At 39.4% G+C, this 19585-nt stretch carries 16 protein-coding genes; 8 read left to right on the top strand and 8 right to left on the bottom strand.

Translation table 11 applies throughout. From position 1 onward, the window contains the following. A partial coding sequence (locus RWU19_RS12665) for a hypothetical protein (RefSeq protein WP_316032198.1) occupies window positions 1-410 on the top strand: 410 nt, incomplete at its 5' end. Here RWU19_RS12665 and RWU19_RS12660 read toward each other — a convergent pair. From RWU19_RS12660 to RWU19_RS12640, 5 genes are all read right to left on the bottom strand, one after another. Continuing rightward, entirely contained in the window at window positions 348-2384 is a 2037-nt protein-coding gene (locus tag RWU19_RS12660; RefSeq protein WP_123837600.1) for an RNase A-like domain-containing protein, read from the bottom strand. The two genes, RWU19_RS12665 and RWU19_RS12660, sit on opposite strands and share 63 nt — an antisense overlap. Before the next feature lie 316 nt (window positions 2385-2700). Further along, the gene (locus RWU19_RS12655; protein ID WP_002312769.1) at window positions 2701-3726 is read right to left on the bottom strand and encodes a LacI family DNA-binding transcriptional regulator; all 1026 of its coding nucleotides are present in this window, start codon (window positions 3724-3726) and stop codon (window positions 2701-2703) included. Between the two features lie 21 nt (window positions 3727-3747). Then, complete coding sequence (locus RWU19_RS12650; protein WP_086286219.1) at window positions 3748-4755, bottom strand: aldose epimerase family protein; 1008 nt, start codon at window positions 4753-4755, stop codon at window positions 3748-3750. Beyond that, a complete protein-coding gene (gene pgmB / locus RWU19_RS12645) occupies window positions 4748-5413 on the bottom strand; it encodes a beta-phosphoglucomutase (protein WP_123837601.1) in 666 nt (221 codons plus the stop codon). Before pgmB ends, RWU19_RS12650 begins: the two co-directional genes overlap by 8 nt. Beyond that, window positions 5406-7700, bottom strand: a complete 2295-nt coding sequence (locus RWU19_RS12640) for a glycoside hydrolase family 65 protein (RefSeq protein WP_123837602.1) — start codon at window positions 7698-7700, stop codon at window positions 5406-5408. The genes pgmB and RWU19_RS12640 overlap by 8 nt, the downstream gene beginning before the upstream one ends. A gap of 258 nt (window positions 7701-7958) precedes the next feature. On the opposite strand from RWU19_RS12640, the gene RWU19_RS12635 reads away from it, so the two are divergent. Together RWU19_RS12635 and RWU19_RS12630 are read left to right on the top strand one after the other, a co-directional pair. Beyond that, entirely contained in the window at window positions 7959-10124 is a 2166-nt protein-coding gene (locus RWU19_RS12635; RefSeq protein WP_123837603.1) for a PTS transporter subunit IIBC, read from the top strand. A 188-nt stretch (window positions 10125-10312) separates the two neighbouring features. Then, a complete protein-coding gene (locus tag RWU19_RS12630; protein WP_104764721.1) occupies window positions 10313-11143 on the top strand; it encodes an endonuclease/exonuclease/phosphatase family protein in 831 nt (276 codons plus the stop codon). 101 nt (window positions 11144-11244) lie between these two features. Here the strand turns inward: RWU19_RS12630 and RWU19_RS12625 are convergent, their stop codons facing one another. Next, the gene (locus RWU19_RS12625) at window positions 11245-12945 is read right to left on the bottom strand and encodes a hypothetical protein (RefSeq protein WP_123837604.1); all 1701 of its coding nucleotides are present in this window, start codon (window positions 12943-12945) and stop codon (window positions 11245-11247) included. Between the two features lie 258 nt (window positions 12946-13203). On the opposite strand from RWU19_RS12625, the gene RWU19_RS12620 reads away from it, so the two are divergent. Further along, the gene (locus tag RWU19_RS12620) at window positions 13204-14364 is read left to right on the top strand and encodes a class C sortase (RefSeq protein ID WP_123837605.1); all 1161 of its coding nucleotides are present in this window, start codon (window positions 13204-13206) and stop codon (window positions 14362-14364) included. 15 nt (window positions 14365-14379) lie between these two features. Next, entirely contained in the window at window positions 14380-14823 is a 444-nt protein-coding gene (locus tag RWU19_RS12615) for a GNAT family N-acetyltransferase (protein WP_123837606.1), read from the top strand. A 484-nt stretch (window positions 14824-15307) separates the two neighbouring features. Here the strand turns inward: RWU19_RS12615 and RWU19_RS12610 are convergent, their stop codons facing one another. Next, window positions 15308-15838 carry a phenolic acid decarboxylase gene (locus RWU19_RS12610; protein ID WP_002314051.1) on the bottom strand — a complete coding sequence of 177 codons (531 nt, stop codon included), beginning with the start codon at window positions 15836-15838 and terminating at the stop codon, window positions 15308-15310. Window positions 15839-15942: 104 nt separating this feature from the next. Between RWU19_RS12610 and RWU19_RS12605 the strand changes: the two genes are divergently transcribed. Next, entirely contained in the window at window positions 15943-16497 is a 555-nt protein-coding gene (locus RWU19_RS12605) for a PadR family transcriptional regulator (RefSeq protein WP_002293202.1), read from the top strand. A gap of 156 nt (window positions 16498-16653) precedes the next feature. On the opposite strand, the gene RWU19_RS12600 is transcribed toward RWU19_RS12605, so the two are convergent. Next, on the bottom strand, window positions 16654-17127 hold the full coding sequence (locus RWU19_RS12600) for a MerR family transcriptional regulator (RefSeq protein WP_010731904.1): 474 nt from the start codon (window positions 17125-17127) through the stop codon (window positions 16654-16656). 137 nt (window positions 17128-17264) lie between these two features. Between RWU19_RS12600 and RWU19_RS12595 the strand changes: the two genes are divergently transcribed. After that, complete coding sequence (locus RWU19_RS12595) at window positions 17265-18737, top strand: MDR family MFS transporter (RefSeq protein ID WP_002293204.1); 1473 nt, start codon at window positions 17265-17267, stop codon at window positions 18735-18737. After that, window positions 18734-19444: a DUF4811 domain-containing protein gene (locus RWU19_RS12590; protein WP_123837607.1), complete on the top strand. Its 711-nt coding sequence runs from the start codon at window positions 18734-18736 to the stop codon at window positions 19442-19444. Before RWU19_RS12595 ends, RWU19_RS12590 begins: the two co-directional genes overlap by 4 nt. Window positions 19445-19585: the final 141 nt, after the last annotated feature.

Below are 19585 nucleotides of genomic sequence, written 5' to 3'. Positions count from 1 at the left end.
TAGTTTCTAAAAAAATATATGCACAAAAACTTTACGAATTCAGAGAAGAAAAAATCAACTATACGGATATCCGATTTTTTGACAAGATGAAAGAGTATCCTATTTATGTGAATAAAGAAATGATGAGGGCGAAAAGAATCACGCCTGAATCATTCTGGGCTGAGGATAGTATCTATCGGACTTCTTTTCTTGATGCGCCTCAAGGAGCGGCAGGAACGGAAGAAGAATTTAACCAGTTGAATGATCGTCTTTTCCCAGATAAAGATCATCTGCATATTTACCTTTGGAATAATGAATTTACGAATTATTATAATAATGGTCGTTATTGGGATGGTGCTTATGTGTGGTCAGTGTATGATGAAAAGAGAAAGCGATTCACTGTTTTTGATGCTATATTGATATTGGATTGAAGAAAGAGGAGCCGCCCTTGGCGGCTCCTCTTTTACGGTTCTTTGTAAGTCAGGATAAGCAGTTAGGATATAATACTTTCGTTTTTTCCATACGATGTTGGGCATTCTTTGGATAATCACTTTGGCGTAATAGATTGAATCATATTGAACATATTTCTCATAAGGCGTTTTGTAAAATCCCCATCCTAATGTCTTTCCAAGAGCGATCGATTTATACGATCGATAGATTACACGATTACCATCTTGTAAAGAACAATCACCTAAAGGTAATTTGATCGTACCCTCTAAGTATTTTTTATTGGCAGTATAGATCGCGCAGTTGATAAATATCAAAGCTTGTTCCGTAGTATGGAAGGCAGCGGAATAGGTTATGTCCTCCAATCGGGCATGTAGGGCATCCGCAGTCTGTCCCACATGCCGTTCCATCGTATGCCCTTTCCCGCCGTCTGCATACCATTCGTCATAGTACAAATCAAGAGGGGAATACCATTCGAATTCATCGTCATCATCGTCATCCCCTTTGAAGTTTTTGATTGCTTCAAGGACGCGAGCTAGACTCAACGCATTCCATGCAGCGCCCATTGCGCCTTCGACTAATGTTTTACCTGTTCCATCTTCTACGATGTCTCCAGTTTCTTCATCTAATACACCTCTTCGCCCATCAATCGTGATTGAGTCATCTATTGGGATGGCTGCTTCACTGTAAGCAAAATCGATCGCCCCCCACTGGTATTCTGGAACGGCTACGCGAGTGTCAGCGTACACGAACTTTCCTGTTGCATCAAGGACAACCGTTTGTCCGTATAAGGTAGCGATTATACCAGAAGGATCGAAGCTCAATCCGTTTTCAGTCGGTGCCAAGACTTCCGCTAAGTTCTTTTGTATATCGGCAGTGCGTGTATGATAGGCTTGCGCCATTTGCTGAGCCGTCTGGACAGCGACTTCTCTTGAGGGTGTTTCGATCACCCCAAATTCAAAAGTGGTGTTTTGCTGGATATATTCCAGAAAGTCTTCTTGAGTCGCGATCTGGCTCATCAAGACAGACATCGGGACACTTAATTCGACTTCATGGACGAAGGAACCGTTGCTACCCCGATGGCCATAATTGTGACCGGAGATCGTCAGTAATGTTGTATCACTGCCGACTCGAGTTTCCATGACACGAACCATTTCCAGTAAGAAGAATTGATCTTCGATGAACATTCGATCAGCTACCGAGGCATCACGTCCGATTACGCCAGTTCGAGCCGTTTCAGTAGAAAGAGAACCATAAGAGATCAGTTTACGAAAAGCCGGATGGTCATTGATCGAAAAGCGATAAGCACCATGATCCGTTGTTCCTGTCAAATATTCCCGCATCAATGCATGACTGGTCACGTCTTGCGCGTATCTTTTTTGCAGACCTTGCGAGAAATTATAGGTACTAGTAGTAGAATCAATCCCCGAAGTGGCAAAAGCGGCCAATTCTTGTTGCAGGGCAGGATTATTGGAAGATAATTCATACAAGCTCGCATTCGTTTTGAGTAAGTCTGCAGTGGCGACGCCTAAGGAGGAACCTAGTTGGTAAAAACTATAACCAAGTCCTGCTCCTAGGATAGCAGAAACTACTGCAGCAGAAGCAGGGAGGGAAACCAATGCAGAACTTAATGTAGCACCAACAGCAGAAAAAGGAGAGAGAAAAGAGGAGAAACTGACGCCACCGGTTAAAGGAACCAATGCTGCGTTGTGCGGATCTGGTTCTTGGGTAGTGACAGGGATACGAGAGATAGACGGGAGTTCAGGAACAACTTCGGTCGTCGCATGTTGTTCTGCTTTAATCGTATACGTTTCTTGGGCGTGCGTTTGGACAGGCGTGGCAGCAAATGGCAGAAGTGTCAACACAACAAAAAACAAATGAGTGAGTTTTTTCATGTTTTCTCCTTTCAAGAACACGTGCGGCTGATCGACAAGGGGGTCTTTTGCACCTCCGTTCATTCGTATTCGCTTACACATTTAATTATTCTTGAAAAAACAAAAGAATACAAGGCGTAATAGAAAAAATCAATTTAAAAAAATGTTTTTTATATTATTGGTGTTTCCTTCGTGTATTCTCATGGAAGACAGTAGTTATGTCAAATAATCGTTTGTTTTGGATGCATAATCGTTCGCGCAACTGATAAAGAAAAAGAAGGGATAGATTTATCTATTTTAATATTAACGTTATTTAATATTTGATTTTTAAACTTATAAAAATAACGTATTTTATGTAAAAAAACTGACCATAGGATAAATGGTCAGCAAATTCAGTGATTTAACTAAGTTTCGTACTTTCTAAAGGAACAACTGTCTCTCTTTTGATCAAGCGATGAGGGATGACCAAGCGTACGCCGCTACTTAATTCTTCATGAATCAGTTCACGCAGTTTTTGCATAGCGACACGTCCTAATTCGGAGATATCGATATCGATGCTTGTAAGGTAAGGATGTGTCAATGTTGAGAAGATCGAGTTGTTGAAGCTAATGACGGAAAGTGTCTCTGGAATGACATAACCATACATTTGTGCCAACTGCATCGTGCGAAGGGCGAAGATATCGTCAATGACTACCAATGCTGTGGCTTCGTTTTCTTTCAACGTTTTCTCAAAGGTCAGATAATCTTCTGTATGTTCCAGTACTACACTGGAAAACGCAGGAAAATCAGCCATCATCATCGCTTTTTGATAACCGAAATATCGTTCGAAATACAAACTCTCATGAGTCGTATTCGTCACGAATAGGATATTCTTATGTCCGTTCTGAATCAAAAATTCTGTTGCTTGTTTGCCTAGAAGTTGGTTGTCATTATCTACATAAACGATTTCGTTTTCGTGATGATAAGGCTGTCCGATCAAAGTGAAAGGGATGTGGTTTTGGTATAAATAATCAATGACAGGGTCTTGACTATCTGAATACACTAGAATAAAACCATCTACTTGTTTTTGTAGATGCATACGCTGGACGTTCTCTAACAGTAAATCAAAATTTTTAGCAGTAGCAATCGCTGTCGTCATATCATAATTCCGCGCTTCTTCGTTGATTGCTTCCATGATCTCAAGATAAAAGGGATTCCCAATCCGCTCTTTTGAATCAAGAGGAGGTAAGATCACGCCGATGGCACTGGAAATGCGTTTTCCTAGATTGCGGGCAGTCATGTTAGGAACATAACCTAGTTCATCCATGATTTTTCGGACTTTCTTCTTTGTTGCCTCGGAAATACTAGGATGATCATTGATAACACGAGAGACGGTCGAGGTAGCAACACCGGCTTTTTTCGCCACATCTTTTACGGTAATAGCCATGATAAAAACACCTTTCTCTTGTTATTGTGCAGAGAACCGATAAATCGTCTGACTGACCCGTTCTTGACCAGGATGGAGGTTGATCGATCCAAAGTTGGGAAAATGAACGATATCAGGGATTTCTTGCGGTTCGATTGCTAATCCGTAGTTTGAATGCATCTGTTTTCCGTTGACAGAGAAATCTGCTTCAAATCCAGTCGTAGAAAATAATACCATACTTTTATTGGAAGTTGCTATAGTCATTTGACGACCAGAATGCTTCTCGAATAATTGTAAGGAAGTTCTGGAAAGCCTAGGATGATGCAAAAGAAATACATCATCTAGTCCAACTGGATAACAAGCAAGGATTTCTTGCAGTGTTGGAGATTTTCTAAAGTCGATGGGCAGGTCTTCTTTTTTCGTCCAATTTCCAGTAGGTAGTTTTTCTTGATCTAATTCAAGTATACCATCTAAGAAGACCGTTAACTGATGGTCATAGATGTCTCTTTTTCCATTTCCTGAAAGGTTGAAGTAGGCATGATTGGTCGGATTGCAGATGGTTTCGACTAGGCTACTGGCAGAGGTCGTCATCTCTAACTCGTTTTTTGTCAAACGGTAAGTGATCGTAGCAGTGATTGGTCCTGGATAGGTAGAAAATTCATCTTTTAAGTAAAAGACCACGCCTATTGATGAAGGAGTTTTGAAAACTTCTACTTCCCAATATTGGAAAGACCAGCCTTTCGTGCCACCGTGGATATGGTGTGATCCGCAGTTTTTTTCCAATCTATGCTCACCCCAAGAAGCATCTCGGATCCTTCCAGCTACGGGTCCGACAGTTGCGCCAAAAAAGCTTTTATCTGTTAGAACATCTTCGAAACGATCGTAAGACAATAAAATATTTTCTGATTTTCCTTCTTTGTCTGGCGCGAAGATTTGATGCAGGCGGGCACCATAGTTGAGAAGAACGACTTCTAAATAGTCGTTCTTCAACGTGATTTTCTTTATTTCAGTCTCTGGAACTGGTACGACGGAGATTTCTGGATTATCCATGATCATGCCACTTTTCTTTCAAGTAATCGATCGTAAGAAAAGTCGTATCAGGGACAAGCGGGATCTCCTCTCCAAGGTCTTCAGCACGTCCCACGCCAATTGGTTGAGCACCACTTGAGAGGATGGCTTGGATACCAGCTTGCGCATCTTCGATCCCGATACATTCTTCTGCTTTTAGTCCGACAGCTTTTGCTGCAAGGAGAAAGATATCTGGCGCAGGTTTTCCGTTTGCTGCTTCTGCCGGGTCGGCAATAGCGTCAAAGTAAGGTGTGAGACCCATTTTTTCAAGTAGGAAAGGCCCATTTTTACTTGCAGAAGCAAGAGCGATCTTGATTTTTTCTTCTTTTAAAGAATCCAGTAAAGGGACGACCCCAGGGAAGACATCTTTTGGTTCGATTGTCTGGATCATCTCTAAATAATAATCATTTTTTCTTTTTGCTAATTCTGCAAATTCTTCCTTTGAAAAAGAGTGTTCTTTTCCGCCATAAGCTAAAAGCAAAGAGAGAGAGTCTTCTCGGCTGACGCCTTTTAGCTGTTCGTTGAATGTGCGGTCGATCGTAATGCCGATTTCCTGACCAAGCTTTTGCCAAGCACGATAATGGAATTCGGCAGTATCGGTAATGACGCCGTCTAAATCGAACAATACCCCTTTAAACATTTGCTTTCTCCTTTCTTAGCGTTATTTCTAGGCGATCCTCTAAAGTGTAAGACTGTTCATAGACGAAAAGTTCCAGAGGCGTACCTTCTAATAACTCGAAAGTAACTTGTTCATCTGTAACTGAGATGAATAATAAACGTCCGCGATAATTGATATGGAAAGAATAAGCATTCCAGGTTTTTGGCAGAAATGGTGCGAATTTCAATTGATCATGGGCGGTTTTCATTTGAGCGAATCCTTGGACGATCGACAACCAGCTGCCAGTCATGGAAGTGATGTGCAAGCCGTCTTCTGTGTCGTTATTGTAATTATCCAAATCCAAGCGAGCTGTTCGTTGGTACATTTCTACAGCTTTGTTTTCCATTCCTAATTCTGCTGCTAAAATCGAATGGATACTTGGTGAAAGGGAAGACTCATGGACAGTCATTGGTTCATAGAAATCAAAGTTTTTTTGTTTTTCTTCTTTTGTAAAAGTATCGTTGAAGAAATAAATCCCCTGTAATACGTCTGCCTGCTTGATGAAGCAAGATCTAAGGATTTTGTCCCAAGACCAATGCTGGTTCAGAGGAAGATCGCTTGTGGGAATATCGGATACAGGCATGAGATCTTTATCTAAGAATGTGTCATGCTGGACAAAAATACCTAATTCTTCGTCCACTGGGAAGTACATGTTCTCTGCGATATCTTTCCATTTGGCTAGTTCTTCTTCGCTGATAGTGATAGCAGCTTCTTCTTGATAAGTTAAATAATTTTCTCGCGTGTAACGCAAGACCCAAGCTGCGATCGTATTTGTATACCAATTGTTATTGATGTTGTTTTCATATTCGTTTGGTCCAGTCACTCCGTGGATCATGTATTTATTTGCTCGTTTTGAAAAATGGACACGGTCTGCCCAGAAGCGGGCGATTTCTGCTAAAACTTCCAGACCTTCATTTTTTAAATATTCCGTATCACCGGTGTAATTCGTGTAATTGTAGATTGCATAGGCGATTGCACCATTTCGGTGGATCTCCTCGAAAGTGATTTCCCACTCGTTATGACATTCGACGCCAGTGAAGGTGACCATAGGATAAAGCGCGCCTTTCAATCCTTGCTGCTGAGCGTTGTGGATCGCTTGCGGCAGTTGGTTATGCCGGTATTTCAGAAGATTCTTAGTTACTTCGGGTTTGGCTAAAGCGAGATAAAGAGGGACTGCATACGCTTCTGTATCCCAGTAAGTGGCACCGCCGTATTTTTCTCCTGTGAATCCTTTGGGTCCGATATTCAATCGTTCATCTTCGCCGTAGTAAGTAGAGAATAGTTGGAACAAATTGAACCGAATACCTTGCTGTGCTTCTTCGTCTCCTTCGATGACCACATCGGCAAGCTTCCATCGTTCTGCCCAAGCCGCTGTTTGTTCTTCTTTTGCTTGGATATAATTGTTTGTCTGATTTGCTAATTCTGAGACGGCTTTTTCTGCTTGCTGCGCTTCTGGGATATCTCGACTAGTAAGAACGATGATTTCTTTCTCTACTGTCCATGTCTCGCCTTGAGATAATTCAGCAGACAGGCAACCATGTAAGGCTAAAGTATCTTCGTGATAGTCAGGAACGACTGCTTTTCCGTTAACGAAATGACGCATTGCTGCAGTAACAGTGAATTGTTCGATCCCGAAGTTGTTTGGAATAGTTTTGGTTGTCAAATAGCCGATTTCTTCTATGGTTCCACGATCGATCTCATTCCAAAAATGTTCATCATAGTTGCTGTCTTCGTTTTGGACATTTCCATCCAATTTCGATACGAGGTCGACTGTTCCATTACCTTCAAGCATTTCTATAGTCAAATGGATGTAAGCTGCTTCTTTTTTGATAATGCTCAAAAAACGTTCAAAGGAAATACGTACTTTATTAGTAGAAGTAGTGATTGTGAACGTACGAGATAATACACCGTTTTTCATATCTAGTTCCCAATAAAAGTCTTCTGGTTCCAAAGAAGCCAAGTCGATCAGCTGATCGTTGATCGAAATATCTATTGCGATAAAGTTCAAGGCATTGATCACTTTTCCAAAGTACTCTGGATAACCGTTTTTCCACCAGCCGACACGTGTCTTATCAGGATACCAGACACCTGCCAAATAAGTACCTTGATGGTGGTCCCCTGAGTAAGTTTCTTCAAAGTTCCCACGCATCCCCATATAACCGTTTCCAATACTTGTCAAAGATTCTTGCAGTCGAAGATTTTTTTTATCTAATTGGGTCGTGCTGATTTTCCATGGATCAATAGCAAATAGTCGTTTGATCTGTTTCATTGTTCTCCTCCTAATGAGCTGTTTTATACGTTCATAATAAACGCAACCGATTGCGCAAGTCAATAGACAATAGGAAATATTTCATAGAAAAAAGCATAAAAATAAATTTTTTTCTAGCTATTTATAGAAGGGGACTTATGTATTATGGGTTTTAAAGAATGGTATAGACAGAAGAATAAAAAATAAAGCATTTACAAAAAAGAAAACGCACGCTATAATACATTTAACGAAACCGATTGCGTAAAGGAGCTAAACGGAATGAAAAAGATATTTAGTTTTGAGTTTTGGCAAAAATTTGGAAAGGCTTTAATGGTTGTGGTGGCAGTGATGCCGGCAGCTGGATTGATGATCAGTATAGGGAAATCAATTCCTTTGATCAATCCTGAGTGGACGCCGCTTGTTACAACGGGCGGAGTAATAGAAAATATTGGTTGGGCAATTATTGGGAATCTTCATATTTTATTTGCTTTAGCAATAGGAGGAAGTTGGGCAAAAGAACGGGCAGGTGGGGCATTTGCTGCTGGGATCTCATTTATTTTGATCAATCGGATCACTGGGGCCATCTTTGGTGTCACAAGCGATATGCTTGCGAATGAAGATGCGTTTACTCACACTCTTTTCGGTACGAAAATCATGGTTAAAGGGTTCTTTACAAGTGTGTTGGAAGCACCAGCTTTGAATATGGGTGTATTTGTAGGGATCATCGCTGGTTTTGTCGGGGCAATGGCTTATAATAAGTACTATAATTATAGAAAATTACCGGATGCTTTGTCTTTCTTCAATGGAAAGCGCTTTGTTCCGTTTGTCGTTATCTTATGGTCAACGATCGTGGCATTGATTCTTGCTGTTGTGTGGCCAAACGTACAGGCCGGAATCAATAATTTTGGTTTATGGATTGCAGAATCACAGGAAAGCGCACCGATCCTAGCACCGTTTTTATTTGGTACATTGGAACGTTTGCTATTACCGTTCGGATTGCATCATATGCTGACGATTCCTATCAACTATACACAGCTTGGCGGATCGTACGAGATTTTATCAGGCGCACAGGCAGGAACACAAGTTTTTGGACAAGATCCGTTATGGTTAGCTTGGGCCACTGATTTAGTGAATCTTAGAGGTGCAGGGGATATGTCGCAATATGAATTTGTGTTGCATAACTGGACACCTGCTCGTTTCAAAGTAGGACAAATGATTGGTTCTTCGGGTATTTTGATGGGGATGGCATTTGCGATGTACCGTAATGTCGATCCTGATAAGAAAGCAAGATATAAATCAATGTATTTTTCAGCAGCGTTAGCTGTCTTTCTAACAGGTGTAACAGAACCATTGGAGTTCATGTTCATGTTTGCGGCTGTACCATTATATGCCATTTATTCAGTCATTCAGGGAGCTGCATTTGCGATGGCAGACATTTTACCATTGCGGGTCCATTCATTTGGAAATATCGAATTGCTGACGCGGACACCATTAGCTATCAAAGCGGGTCTAGGTGCAGATCTTATCAACTTCGTGTTATGTGTGATCGTTTTTGGTGTTGTTACGTATTTCTTAGCAAATTTCTTGATCAAAAAATTCAACTTTGCTACACCGGGGCGTAACGGAAATTATGACAATGACAGTGAAGAAACCACTGTATCTAACAGTGGAACAGGAACTGCAGACCAGCAAGTGGTGCAGATCATCCATTTGTTGGGCGGAAAAGAAAATATCAAAGATGTCGATGCCTGTATGACTCGTTTACGTGTAAGTGTAAACGATCGGGAAAAAGTTGGGACTGAAGAAGCCTGGAAACGAGCAGGAGCAATGGGACTGATCGTCAAAGACAATGGAGTCCAAGCAGTTTATGGACCAAAAGCAGATGTCTTGAAATCAGATATCGAAGATCTGCTGCAATCAGGAGCAGAGATTCCAGAGCCGCAAATGGTTTCTACAGGAAATGGACAAGCAGATAGCAAGAAATACTTAGGCATAGAACAAGAACTAGTTTCCGCAGCTTCTGGGGAAGTGATTCCTTTAGCTGAAGTAAAAGATCCAGTATTCTCACAAAAAATGATGGGTGATGGTTTTGCTGTTATTCCAACGTCAAGAGAAGTTGTTGCGCCGATCGCTGGAAAAGTGACAAGTATTTTCCCTAGCAAACATGCAATTGGGCTAGAAACGAAAGAGGGCGTCGAAGTTTTGATCCATATGGGGATTGATACAGTCCAAATGAATCAGTCAGGTTTTGAGATTGCTGTCAAAGAAGGACAAGAAGTAGGAACAGGAACGAAATTAGCTGAAATGAATCTTGAAGTGATCCAAAACGAAGAAAAAGATCCAACGATCATGATCGTATTTACGAATGATAAAGTGGAAGAAGTAGTGATCAAGCAATTAGGGACAGTGGCAGCTGGTAAAGTGATCGGCTCCATTAAAATATAAAGGGAGGTTGTGAAATCAGCGTCCTGACCTGAGTATTAGAGAGACAAAACGGAAAAATAGCTCCTCATATTTTGCCGTTTTTGAGCTAATACCGAAGGTCAGCTGATTGAACACTGTTTACTGGGGAGGTTGTGACAAAATTTTGTCACAACCCCTTTTGTTTCGAAATGAAGAGAAGGAGAAGAACCATGAAATTCATGACATTGAACACACATAGCTGGCTTGAGCCAGAACCAGATAAAAAATTACAGGAATTAGCAGATAAGATCCTGTTAGAAGATTATGAAGTGATCGCTTTACAAGAAATCAACCAATTACTGGAATCTGAAGAAGCAGACCCTGCAAAACTAATGAAGTTCTGTCCAGTAGAGAATCAAGTTCCTATCCGCAAAGATAATTTTGCCTACTGTTTAGTCCAGCTTTTAAAAGAACAAGGAAAAGAGTATTTTTGGAGTTGGGAAATGAGCCACATCGGTTATGATAAATATGAAGAAGGAAATGCGCTGCTTACGAAAAGACCATTGGAAAGTCAGGTCCTCACCGTCTCCGAATCTCAAAAGAAAGAAGATTATCGAACGCGCAAGATCTTGATTGGAAAAACAAAGATAGATGATCAAGATATTTTTGTCTCTAGCTGCCACTTTTCTTGGTGGACAGATAAAAAAAGCGGCTTTTATTTTGAGTGGAAAAACTTGGAAAACTACTTTTTTGAAACCCGCGCACCACTTTTTTTCCTAGGTGATTTCAATAATCCGGCAGATTCTGAAGGTTATCATATAGTAAAGGAAAGTGGTCTTCTTCTTCAAGATTCGTATGTTATCGCGAATGAAAAAGGCAAAGCTGCTACTGTAGAAAAGAAGATTGATGGTTGGGAACAAAACACAGAAAAATTGCGTATAGATTTCATTTTTGTCCCTGAAGGAGTACAAGTAAAAAAATATCAACGGATTTTTGACGGGATCGATAGTCCAATCATCAGTGATCACTATGGGGCTGAAATCGAAATAGATGGACGATGAACGAACAAAAATATGACACAAAAAACTAAACAAAAAAAAACTCTCCGATCGATCCTACCGTTCGGAGAGTTTTTTTTGATTGGATGTATCATCCGTTTTGACTAAGCATGTAGATGCTTGTATCTATGATAAATAAATAAGCACAGCAAGGTAAACCAACCAATCAAAGTAAGAGAAAGAATGAAATAGAAATAGATCGGCGTTCGATAATGAAGCGTGAGCTCGTTGATCCCTTTTTGCTGATTCACGATTGGGGTCCCGATATCCGTTAATTCATAATCAGTCAATGTTTTTCCATTTTGCTGTAGTACAGTCCGATCATAAACGATAACAGGGATATGAACCGTTTTGTCCCCAGTATTTTTCCACTTGATTGTCAAAAGACCGCCTGGATGTGTTTTTATGAAAGTTGTTTCGTTTTCTAATATTTCTTCGTTATATCGGTCGTATTTGTTGTCTTTTGTCTCCTTATAGATTGGCAGATAGTCAGGGGTGGTTTTTTGAAAAACGAATAAGCTGGTAGACATATCTTTGCTGAAGAATGTTTTCCTTGCTTCTTCCGGTGTATCGAAGAGGTAAGTATGTCGACTGACAAATGTTTCATTCTCCCACTTTTCTAGATGCTGGTATAAGTTTTGGATCGTCTGTGCAGAAAAAATAAGAATACCCAATATACCTAAAAGACGGAACCACTTTTGCTCAGACCATTGATTTAGTGATAGGGCAAGGTAAAGCAGAAGCAATAGCGTAAATGGGACGAAAAATCGAAATGGAAATTGAATTAAGCTAATAAAAGGCACATTTTTTTCGATCAATGTCGTCCATGGAATCAAGCTAGTAGAAAGAAAAAAGAAAACAAGACTTGTATACAACACGATTTTTTGGAACAAGGTGTTCTTTTGTTGAAAGAAAATAAAAAGCAAAAAACCTGACAATATCAATATCGGAAAGGCTTTAGGATAATGAAGCCAATAACTGCCATCCAGGTCGATCGCCTTTTGACTCATTTCTCTGTTAACAAAGGGAGGAAGAATCTTATTCCCGCTGTAAACAATAGCCAGTCCTGCCCAAATATTTGCTGTCAGGACAAAATAAAGCAAGACCGACTTGATCAGTGGAAGCAGTGCTTTTCCTTTTTCAGTCTGGTTAAAAAAGTAATAAAGATAAAAAGGAATATACATCAAGGCTAACATGATCGAAGACAGTAGATGAATCTGCGTCATAAGTCCAACTGAGATCGCAACTTTGATTACAGGAAACTTTTTATGAAGGACGAAATCAACAATAGGGATCATGCATAAAGGATAGAAACAAGTCCCCCAACTAGTGAATCCTTGATTGATAGACCAATATTGAATAGAATACGTACTCATGAATAAAACGGCTACTGGTACACTTACCCAGTTCCGAACATTGACATATCTTAGTAAGATCAGCATAGAAAATCCTGAAATAAGATAAAGAATAAAATTTGAAAGAATCTGATAGTGAAACCAACTACCTGCAAGCAACACGATCAATCCTTGTAAATAAGCAAAAAATGGGCCGTAAACGGCATTAACGATCCTACCGCTTTGCTGGAATCCATAAAGGGAAGGAAAATAGTGGAAATCCCCATGTTTGATTTGTTGCGCAGCATCGTAGAACCGATTGTAATGGAAGGGGGCATCAGCACCCAAAATTAGTTTATGTGTGAATAAATGAGGCATGAGAAATGCCAAAGCAATGAAAAAAATTGCTAAAAACGGGCCATATTTTTTCAATTGTCGAACTCCTTTGCAAACTTTAGATAAATTCATCATATATCCTATGCGGTAGGGAGGCAAGAAATTAGAAAATTCATGAAAATATTTATGAATTTTACAAGAAAAACATAAGTGAAATTTCTAAGGAGAGAGGATGTGGCAAAGCCATGTCGCATTCCTTGTTTTGAGTCAAAATTTTCTTAATACTCGAAACAAAGTAGCTTTTTCACAATCTCATCGGCTTTCATTTTCTATTTTTTTCCTGAACCCATATAATAAAAGAAAGAACAAAAAAACTTGCAAGGGAGGACGCATGTGAAGCAGAGAAAGCAAAAACAGTCTCGTCGGCTTTTGTTTCGTTTATTTTTATTGATATGTATCGTCGTAGGGTTACTAATCGCTTTGTATCCATTTTATGTGGATTCTTTAAATAGTCTTATGGATCAAAAACGAATGGAACAAGTACAAAAACGAACCGCAGCCGAAAATGAAGCGCAGCGAAAGAAAATGGAGGAGCAAAACCAACGATTAACTGACCAAGGATTCAATCCTGGGGCTGATCCTTTCGATGAACAGAACAGAAATGAAAGCACGACATCCAGCCAATTAGAGGAATGGCTGATTGGAAGTGTCAATATACCTAAAATCCAAATAAATATTTCACTTTATGACCGGCTTAACGGCATGATTCTTGAGAATGGAGCAGGCGTCTTACAAGGAACTTCTTTCCCACTTGGTGGAAATTCGACGCATTCAGTGATTTCTGCTCACAGCGGGTTACCCAATCGACGATTCTTTACCGAGTTAGATCGTTTAGAACACGGAGATACGTTTATTTTGACTGTTTTTGGGGAGAAATTGGCTTATCAAGTTGGGAATATACAAGTGGTACTGCCAGATGACACGTCTGTTCTAACGATTGAAGAAGGAAAAGACTTAGTTACCTTGCTTACATGTACACCGTATATGATCAACACGCATCGTTTGATAGTGACGGGACATCGGATTCCTTATAGTGAATCGGTAAAAAACGAAGAAGAAAAAGGAAATCAGGAAAGAACTTTGCGACAGTTGCTTATTCTTGCAGGAACGATAATAGCTGTAGTCATACTGTTACTGTTTATTGGTCGACTGATTTATCAGTATCGGTTAAGTAAAAAAGTGCTTGATTTTTCATTTATTATAAGTGATTCAGCAGGGAATCCAGTAAAGGGTGGCTCATTTATTTTGAAACATAAGAAAAAAACACTTACTAGAAACGGTGTGCCGTTTTCAGTGCAAAGCGATCATTATGGGAAAGTCAAGCTGGATCAATTGCCTGGTGGGACTTATCGAATCGTGTCAGTTGATGATCCTAAAGTCGCTGCTTCTTTTGGTATCAGAAAATTAAAACAAGAAAAGATGTACTTTTTTGAGGGGCGAAAACTGGTGAAAGAGCTTCAAAAAAATGGTTTTTGGTTTAAACTCAATGACTAAGTAAGGAGAGAAAAAATGATTCGTACAACAACAGAATTGTCTGCTGAAGAACTGGAAACTGTTCTATCGATTTGGCTGCATGCTAATTTGGATTCTCATGGATTCATCTCACCAACTTATTGGGAGAGTCAAATAGAATCTGTTAGGAAAGCTTTGCCAGAGGCAATGATTTACTTAGCAGAAATAGATCAAGAAATCGTCGGTTTTGCTGGGGTGATTGATCAGTTCATCGCAGGGATTTTTGTAAAGAGGGAATATCGGCAACAAAAAATCGGTACGCAACTAATGAAAAAAATAAAAGAAACCAATAAAACACTGACTTTGACAGTCTATCAAAAAAATCAATCAGCTATTCATTTCTATCTTTCACAAGGCTTTGCAATTCAAATACTGCAAAAAGATGAAGCAGTAAATGAGGAGGAGCTTGTGATGCAATGGAATCAAACCAATGATTTTTGATGAACAGAGTAATGAAATAATGCTCCCAGCCTAATTTTTGCTGGGAGCATTATTTCATTTTGAAGTCACTAATTTAACTGTGTGAAGATGCAGTTGTTACGACCTTTGATAAACGGTGTTCAAAAGCTTGCATCTGCGGTAATAAGTCCAACCAATTTAAAAACATAAGGAACTGTTTTTACTTGGCTGTTCTTATTACTTGATGCAGAACAGCTTTTTCACAACCTCTCCACTAAACGGTATTCAATCAGCTGACCCTCGGTATTAGCTCAACAAACGGCAAAATATGAGGAACTATTTTTCCGTTTGTTTCTCTAATACTCAGGTCAAAACGCTGATTTCACAACCTCTTGATAAACGGTGTTCAATCAGCTGCTTCTCGGTAATAAGCCCACTAGCCTAGAAAATATGAAAAGCTATTTTCTGACTAGCGTTCTTATTACTCAAAGCGTAACGCTGATTTCACAACCTCTCTTTCACAACCTTATTTTACTCGTTTATAATTTTCATCGAAGTATTTTCCGCTACGGATATCATCAGGCATGCCATCATATGGCGCTTCACTAATGACATCTTCATTGTCTATACCTGCATCACCCATATAAGTGATGGTAGCAAATTCAGGAACAAGTAATTTTGGATAAGTTTCATATTTTTCACGAGCTGCTTCCATTTCTGCGATATGTTCATTTTGGAAAGTAACAGTGATTTCTGGATGTTCTTCAACCCATTTAGGGAAAAAGATCATTCCGTGAAGTTTCTTTTCATTTGGCATAAAGTCTAATGCCACGTCTGTCCCTGTTGGTTCTGTCCAAGTAATTTTGAATACGCCATCTGTCAATTTAACGATATCAGCTTCTTGGTCTTTTACCCAACGACCTTTGACCATTCCGCCGTGGATACGGTAATCGACAGTATGGTCATTTTTTGCATACCATTCATATTCCCAACCGTTGTCATACGTATAAATAAAGTGAGTTCCAATAAAATCTTCCAATTCTTTAAATTCTTTCATGATTAAGCATCTCCCTCTAAATTAAAACATGTAATAAACTACATGTTTTTGATTACTCGTTTATGATAGAATGGATTTAAAGATTTGTCAAGGAGGAAAAACTGATGGCAAGAAAAAATACACTTCGCTATATTTTATTAGGGTTATTAAGTAAGAAGCAGATGACAGGATATGAATTGAATCAATCATTCAAAAATGAAATAGGAGAATTTTGGCAAGCAAAACATAGTCAGATTTATCCTGAGCTGGCAAAAATGGAAGAGCAAGGAATCATTCAACATCAAGTAGAGATCACAGGCGAAAAATTGGAAAAAAAAGTTTATGAATTAACAGAAGAAGGGAAGGAACAATTAGCAGAGTGGATTCATACACCGACCAATGAACTGCCGGTTAATCGAGACGAATTCGTTTTAAAATTGTATTTCGTCAAAGACGTGAATGATCCGGCATTAGTAGAAATCATCCAGCAGCAGCGTGATCTTCATGAAGAAAAACGACTTCATCTATTAGAGCGGAAAAAAACAATCTTTCCTACAGAAAAAGAAAAACATGAAAATTACGGACATTACTTGATTTTAGCGCATGCGATCAATCGGGAAACAGAATATGCAAGTTGGCTGACGGATGTATTGGAAGAAGAAAACAACCGAAAAAAATAAACTAAAAAATATCCGAACAGTGATGGATGCTTCCTTTCTATGTGAAAGAAATACAGATCACTGTTCGGATATTCTTATGTTCAAACAGGCTTTTTCTAAGTGTTATATGTATCATCTACTTTTTAAAAAGTCTGATGTTTAGGAGATTAGCGGGGCTTAGAATTCTTTTAACAGCTGATCGTAGTCAGCTTTTTCATCGACAGGAAGGAGTTTGTAAGACAATTCGTCTGTCTCGTTGTCATGAATGATGTACATCTTCGCATTCTCTTCTTTGAAGTTACCGATTTGTAAAATCGTATAGCGTTCGTCGATTAATTCGATATCTTTGATTGCTTTTGAAAAAACTTTGCGGACATGATGCATTTTCTTTTGTCGGATTTCTGCCTTTTCTGCAGCTTTAGATAAGGTAAATCCGTCATCTAAGTATTTTTTGATCAGTTCTACTTTTATAACTGTAGGCAAACGATATTTTCTAGGACAATTCGCATCAGCTTCGATCGAACGAATGAATCCCTTTTGTTCCCAATACCTTAATTGACGTGGAGACACACCGACGATATCACTTAATTCACTGATGCCAACAACCAATTGATCGTTTTCCAACAAACGTTTAAGGGAAGCCCCAACCATTTTTGTCACTCCTTTTGTCCTCTTACTTTCCTTAATTATAGCTGTATTAACTAATGTGTCAAGTAGGTTGACAAATGGTAGATTTAGGACTAAAGTATTCTAGTAGTTTCAGAAAAAATTCAGAAAGAAGGAGAAATATGAGTAACAACCAACCCGTAGATATTTACGGAAAACCATATAATCGGACACTTTTAGTTGTTGTCTTATTAATTGGTACATTTTGTACCGTTTTGAATCAGACCTTATTGACGACAGCTTTTCCTACATTGATGAAAGCTTTCGATATTTCAGCGTCTGATGTGCAATGGTTAACGACTGGTTTCTTGCTAGTCAACGGGATCATGATCCCAATAACAGCATGGCTGATCAATAAATTCAGTTCAAGAAATTTATATCTTTCTGCCATGACGATCTTTTTGATCGGAACGATTACTTGTTTTACAGCACCTAATTTTAGTACATTACTAATCGGTCGCTTGATCCAAGCTTGCGGTGTGGGAGTATCGATGCCATTATTGCAAAATATCATGTTGTCTATTTTCCCACCAGAAAAAAGAGGATCAGCAATGGGGATGTCAGGAATCGTTATTGGGCTTGCTCCTGCTTTAGGCCCTACATTATCTGGTTACATCATTGATAACTACCATTGGCGTGACTTGTTTGGTATGGTACTGCCAATCGTTGTTCTTGTCTTGGTTTTAGCATTCTTCCTAATGAAAAGTGTTATTCCACTGTCAAATCCTAGCATTGATATTTTATCAGCTATTTTGTCAACGATTGGATTCGGTAGTTTGCTTTACGGATTTTCTAGTGTAGGTGATGATGGCTGGGGAAGCTTGAAAGTAATTGGTTTCTTAGTCGTTGGTGTGATTTTCATCGCCTTGTTCTCATGGCGTCAATTACATTTGGAACATCCATTCTTGGAACTTCGCGTATTCAAATCATCTACATTTACGATTGCAGCTGTTTTAGCCGGTGTAACGAATATGGCGATGGTAGGGGCAGAAATGGTCGTGCCGTTGTATATCCAAAACATTCGCGGAGAATCAGCATTCCATTCTGGCTTGATGTTGTTGCCAGGTGCTTTGATCATGGGGGCTATGATGCCCGTTACAGGTGCGATTTTCGATAAATACGGCGCGAAACGTTTAGCCATTACAGGGATGTTCATTTTGACAGCCGCAACTGCACCATTTGCTTTCTTGACAAAAACGACTCCAGTTTTATATATCGTGATTCTTTATGCGATCCGTATGTTTGGGATCTCCATGGTCATGATGCCGGTAACGACTTCTGGTATGAATGCATTGCCAAATAACTTGATCAGTCACGGGACAGCGGTAAATAATACATTCCGTCAAATTGCAAGCTCGATCGGTACAGCTATTTTGATCAGTGTGTTGACGAATGTGACAAAAGCAAATATCCCAAGCAAATCTGTATTGGACAATACACCATTAGCTTATAAAGATCAGGCAATCAATGCCACACTGTCAGGTTACCATGCCGCGTTTATCGTAGCGATCATCTTTGGAATCCTTGGCTTTATTATTGCCTTTTTATTGAAGAAAAAAGAACCTGTTCTAACGAAAGCGGGGGATAATGCATGATTATTGGAGTTTTGATTGTCAGCTTGCTTGCTTTTGCTTTAACGAACGTGTTCGCTAAAAAAACATGGCAAACCTTTTTATCTTTGATTTTCGGACTAATCTTCGTCGCTTCACTAAGTTTGATCGTCGCTAATTTGTCCAATCACTTTGGAATGGAAAAAGTAACGGAAACGAAAACAGAAAAAATTGTTTCCAGTGCTGATTCCCAAGGAGCAGATATGCTTTTGTATAAAGCTTTAGGGAATGGAAAAGAAAAAGTGTATCTTTACCGAACGAATGAAAAACAAGAGAAACCAAAAGCAACTGGTACGGATAACGAAACAAATAAAGTAGAAAAGACAGACGGCGATGCTGAAAAAGTGACGAAAACTACTTATTGGGAATACAAAAACGACATGTATAAATTCTGGTTCAATATTGCTGATAACAATCACGAATATGACAGCCGAGTGAATACATTCAAAATCCCAGAGACATGGGTAGAATTAAGTACGGACCAAGCATCCAAGTTAGCTGAATTAGTGAAGAAACAGCAAAGTACGATGGAAAGTGAAGCAAAAGCTTATGTGAAAGACGGTATGGTAAAAGCAATGACTGAAAATCCGCAAATGAGCAAAGCAGAACAAGAACAACGTACGAAAGCCTTAACTGCTGAATTCCAACAACAAGCATTCGCGAAATTAGTGAAAGAAGCAAAAGGCGAATAATATTTTGAACACCGTGTAGGAGGTTGTGAAAAAGCTGCTCTGCATCAAGCAGTAAGAACAATCAGATAAAAATAGCACGCCATATTTTTCATCTGATTGGGCTTAGTGCCGTAGATGCAAGCTTTTGAACACCGTTTAAGG

The organism is Enterococcus sp. 2STP, from assembly GCF_032465635.1.
Lineage (GTDB): Bacteria > Bacillota > Bacilli > Lactobacillales > Enterococcaceae > Enterococcus_B > Enterococcus_B lactis.
This window is presented reverse-complemented; position numbering and strand designations above follow the sequence as displayed.

Coding starts and splice junctions, on each gene's coding strand:
- RWU19_RS12660 (WP_123837600.1), bottom strand. CDS start 2,384: ATGAACGGAGGTGCAAAAGACCCCCTTGTCGATCAGCCGCACGTGTTC.
- RWU19_RS12655 (WP_002312769.1), bottom strand. CDS start 3,726: ATGGCTATTACCGTAAAAGATGTGGCGAAAAAAGCCGGTGTTGCTACC.
- RWU19_RS12650 (WP_086286219.1), bottom strand. CDS start 4,755: ATGGATAATCCAGAAATCTCCGTCGTACCAGTTCCAGAGACTGAAATA.
- pgmB (WP_123837601.1), bottom strand. CDS start 5,413: ATGTTTAAAGGGGTATTGTTCGATTTAGACGGCGTCATTACCGATACT.
- RWU19_RS12640 (WP_123837602.1), bottom strand. CDS start 7,700: ATGAAACAGATCAAACGACTATTTGCTATTGATCCATGGAAAATCAGC.
- RWU19_RS12635 (WP_123837603.1), top strand. CDS start 7,959: ATGAAAAAGATATTTAGTTTTGAGTTTTGGCAAAAATTTGGAAAGGCT.
- RWU19_RS12630 (WP_104764721.1), top strand. CDS start 10,313: ATGAAATTCATGACATTGAACACACATAGCTGGCTTGAGCCAGAACCA.
- RWU19_RS12625 (WP_123837604.1), bottom strand. CDS start 12,945: ATGATGAATTTATCTAAAGTTTGCAAAGGAGTTCGACAATTGAAAAAA.
- RWU19_RS12615 (WP_123837606.1), top strand. CDS start 14,380: ATGATTCGTACAACAACAGAATTGTCTGCTGAAGAACTGGAAACTGTT.
- RWU19_RS12610 (WP_002314051.1), bottom strand. CDS start 15,838: ATGAAAGAATTTAAAGAATTGGAAGATTTTATTGGAACTCACTTTATT.
- RWU19_RS12605 (WP_002293202.1), top strand. CDS start 15,943: ATGGCAAGAAAAAATACACTTCGCTATATTTTATTAGGGTTATTAAGT.
- RWU19_RS12600 (WP_010731904.1), bottom strand. CDS start 17,127: ATGGTTGGGGCTTCCCTTAAACGTTTGTTGGAAAACGATCAATTGGTT.
- RWU19_RS12595 (WP_002293204.1), top strand. CDS start 17,265: ATGAGTAACAACCAACCCGTAGATATTTACGGAAAACCATATAATCGG.
- RWU19_RS12590 (WP_123837607.1), top strand. CDS start 18,734: ATGATTATTGGAGTTTTGATTGTCAGCTTGCTTGCTTTTGCTTTAACG.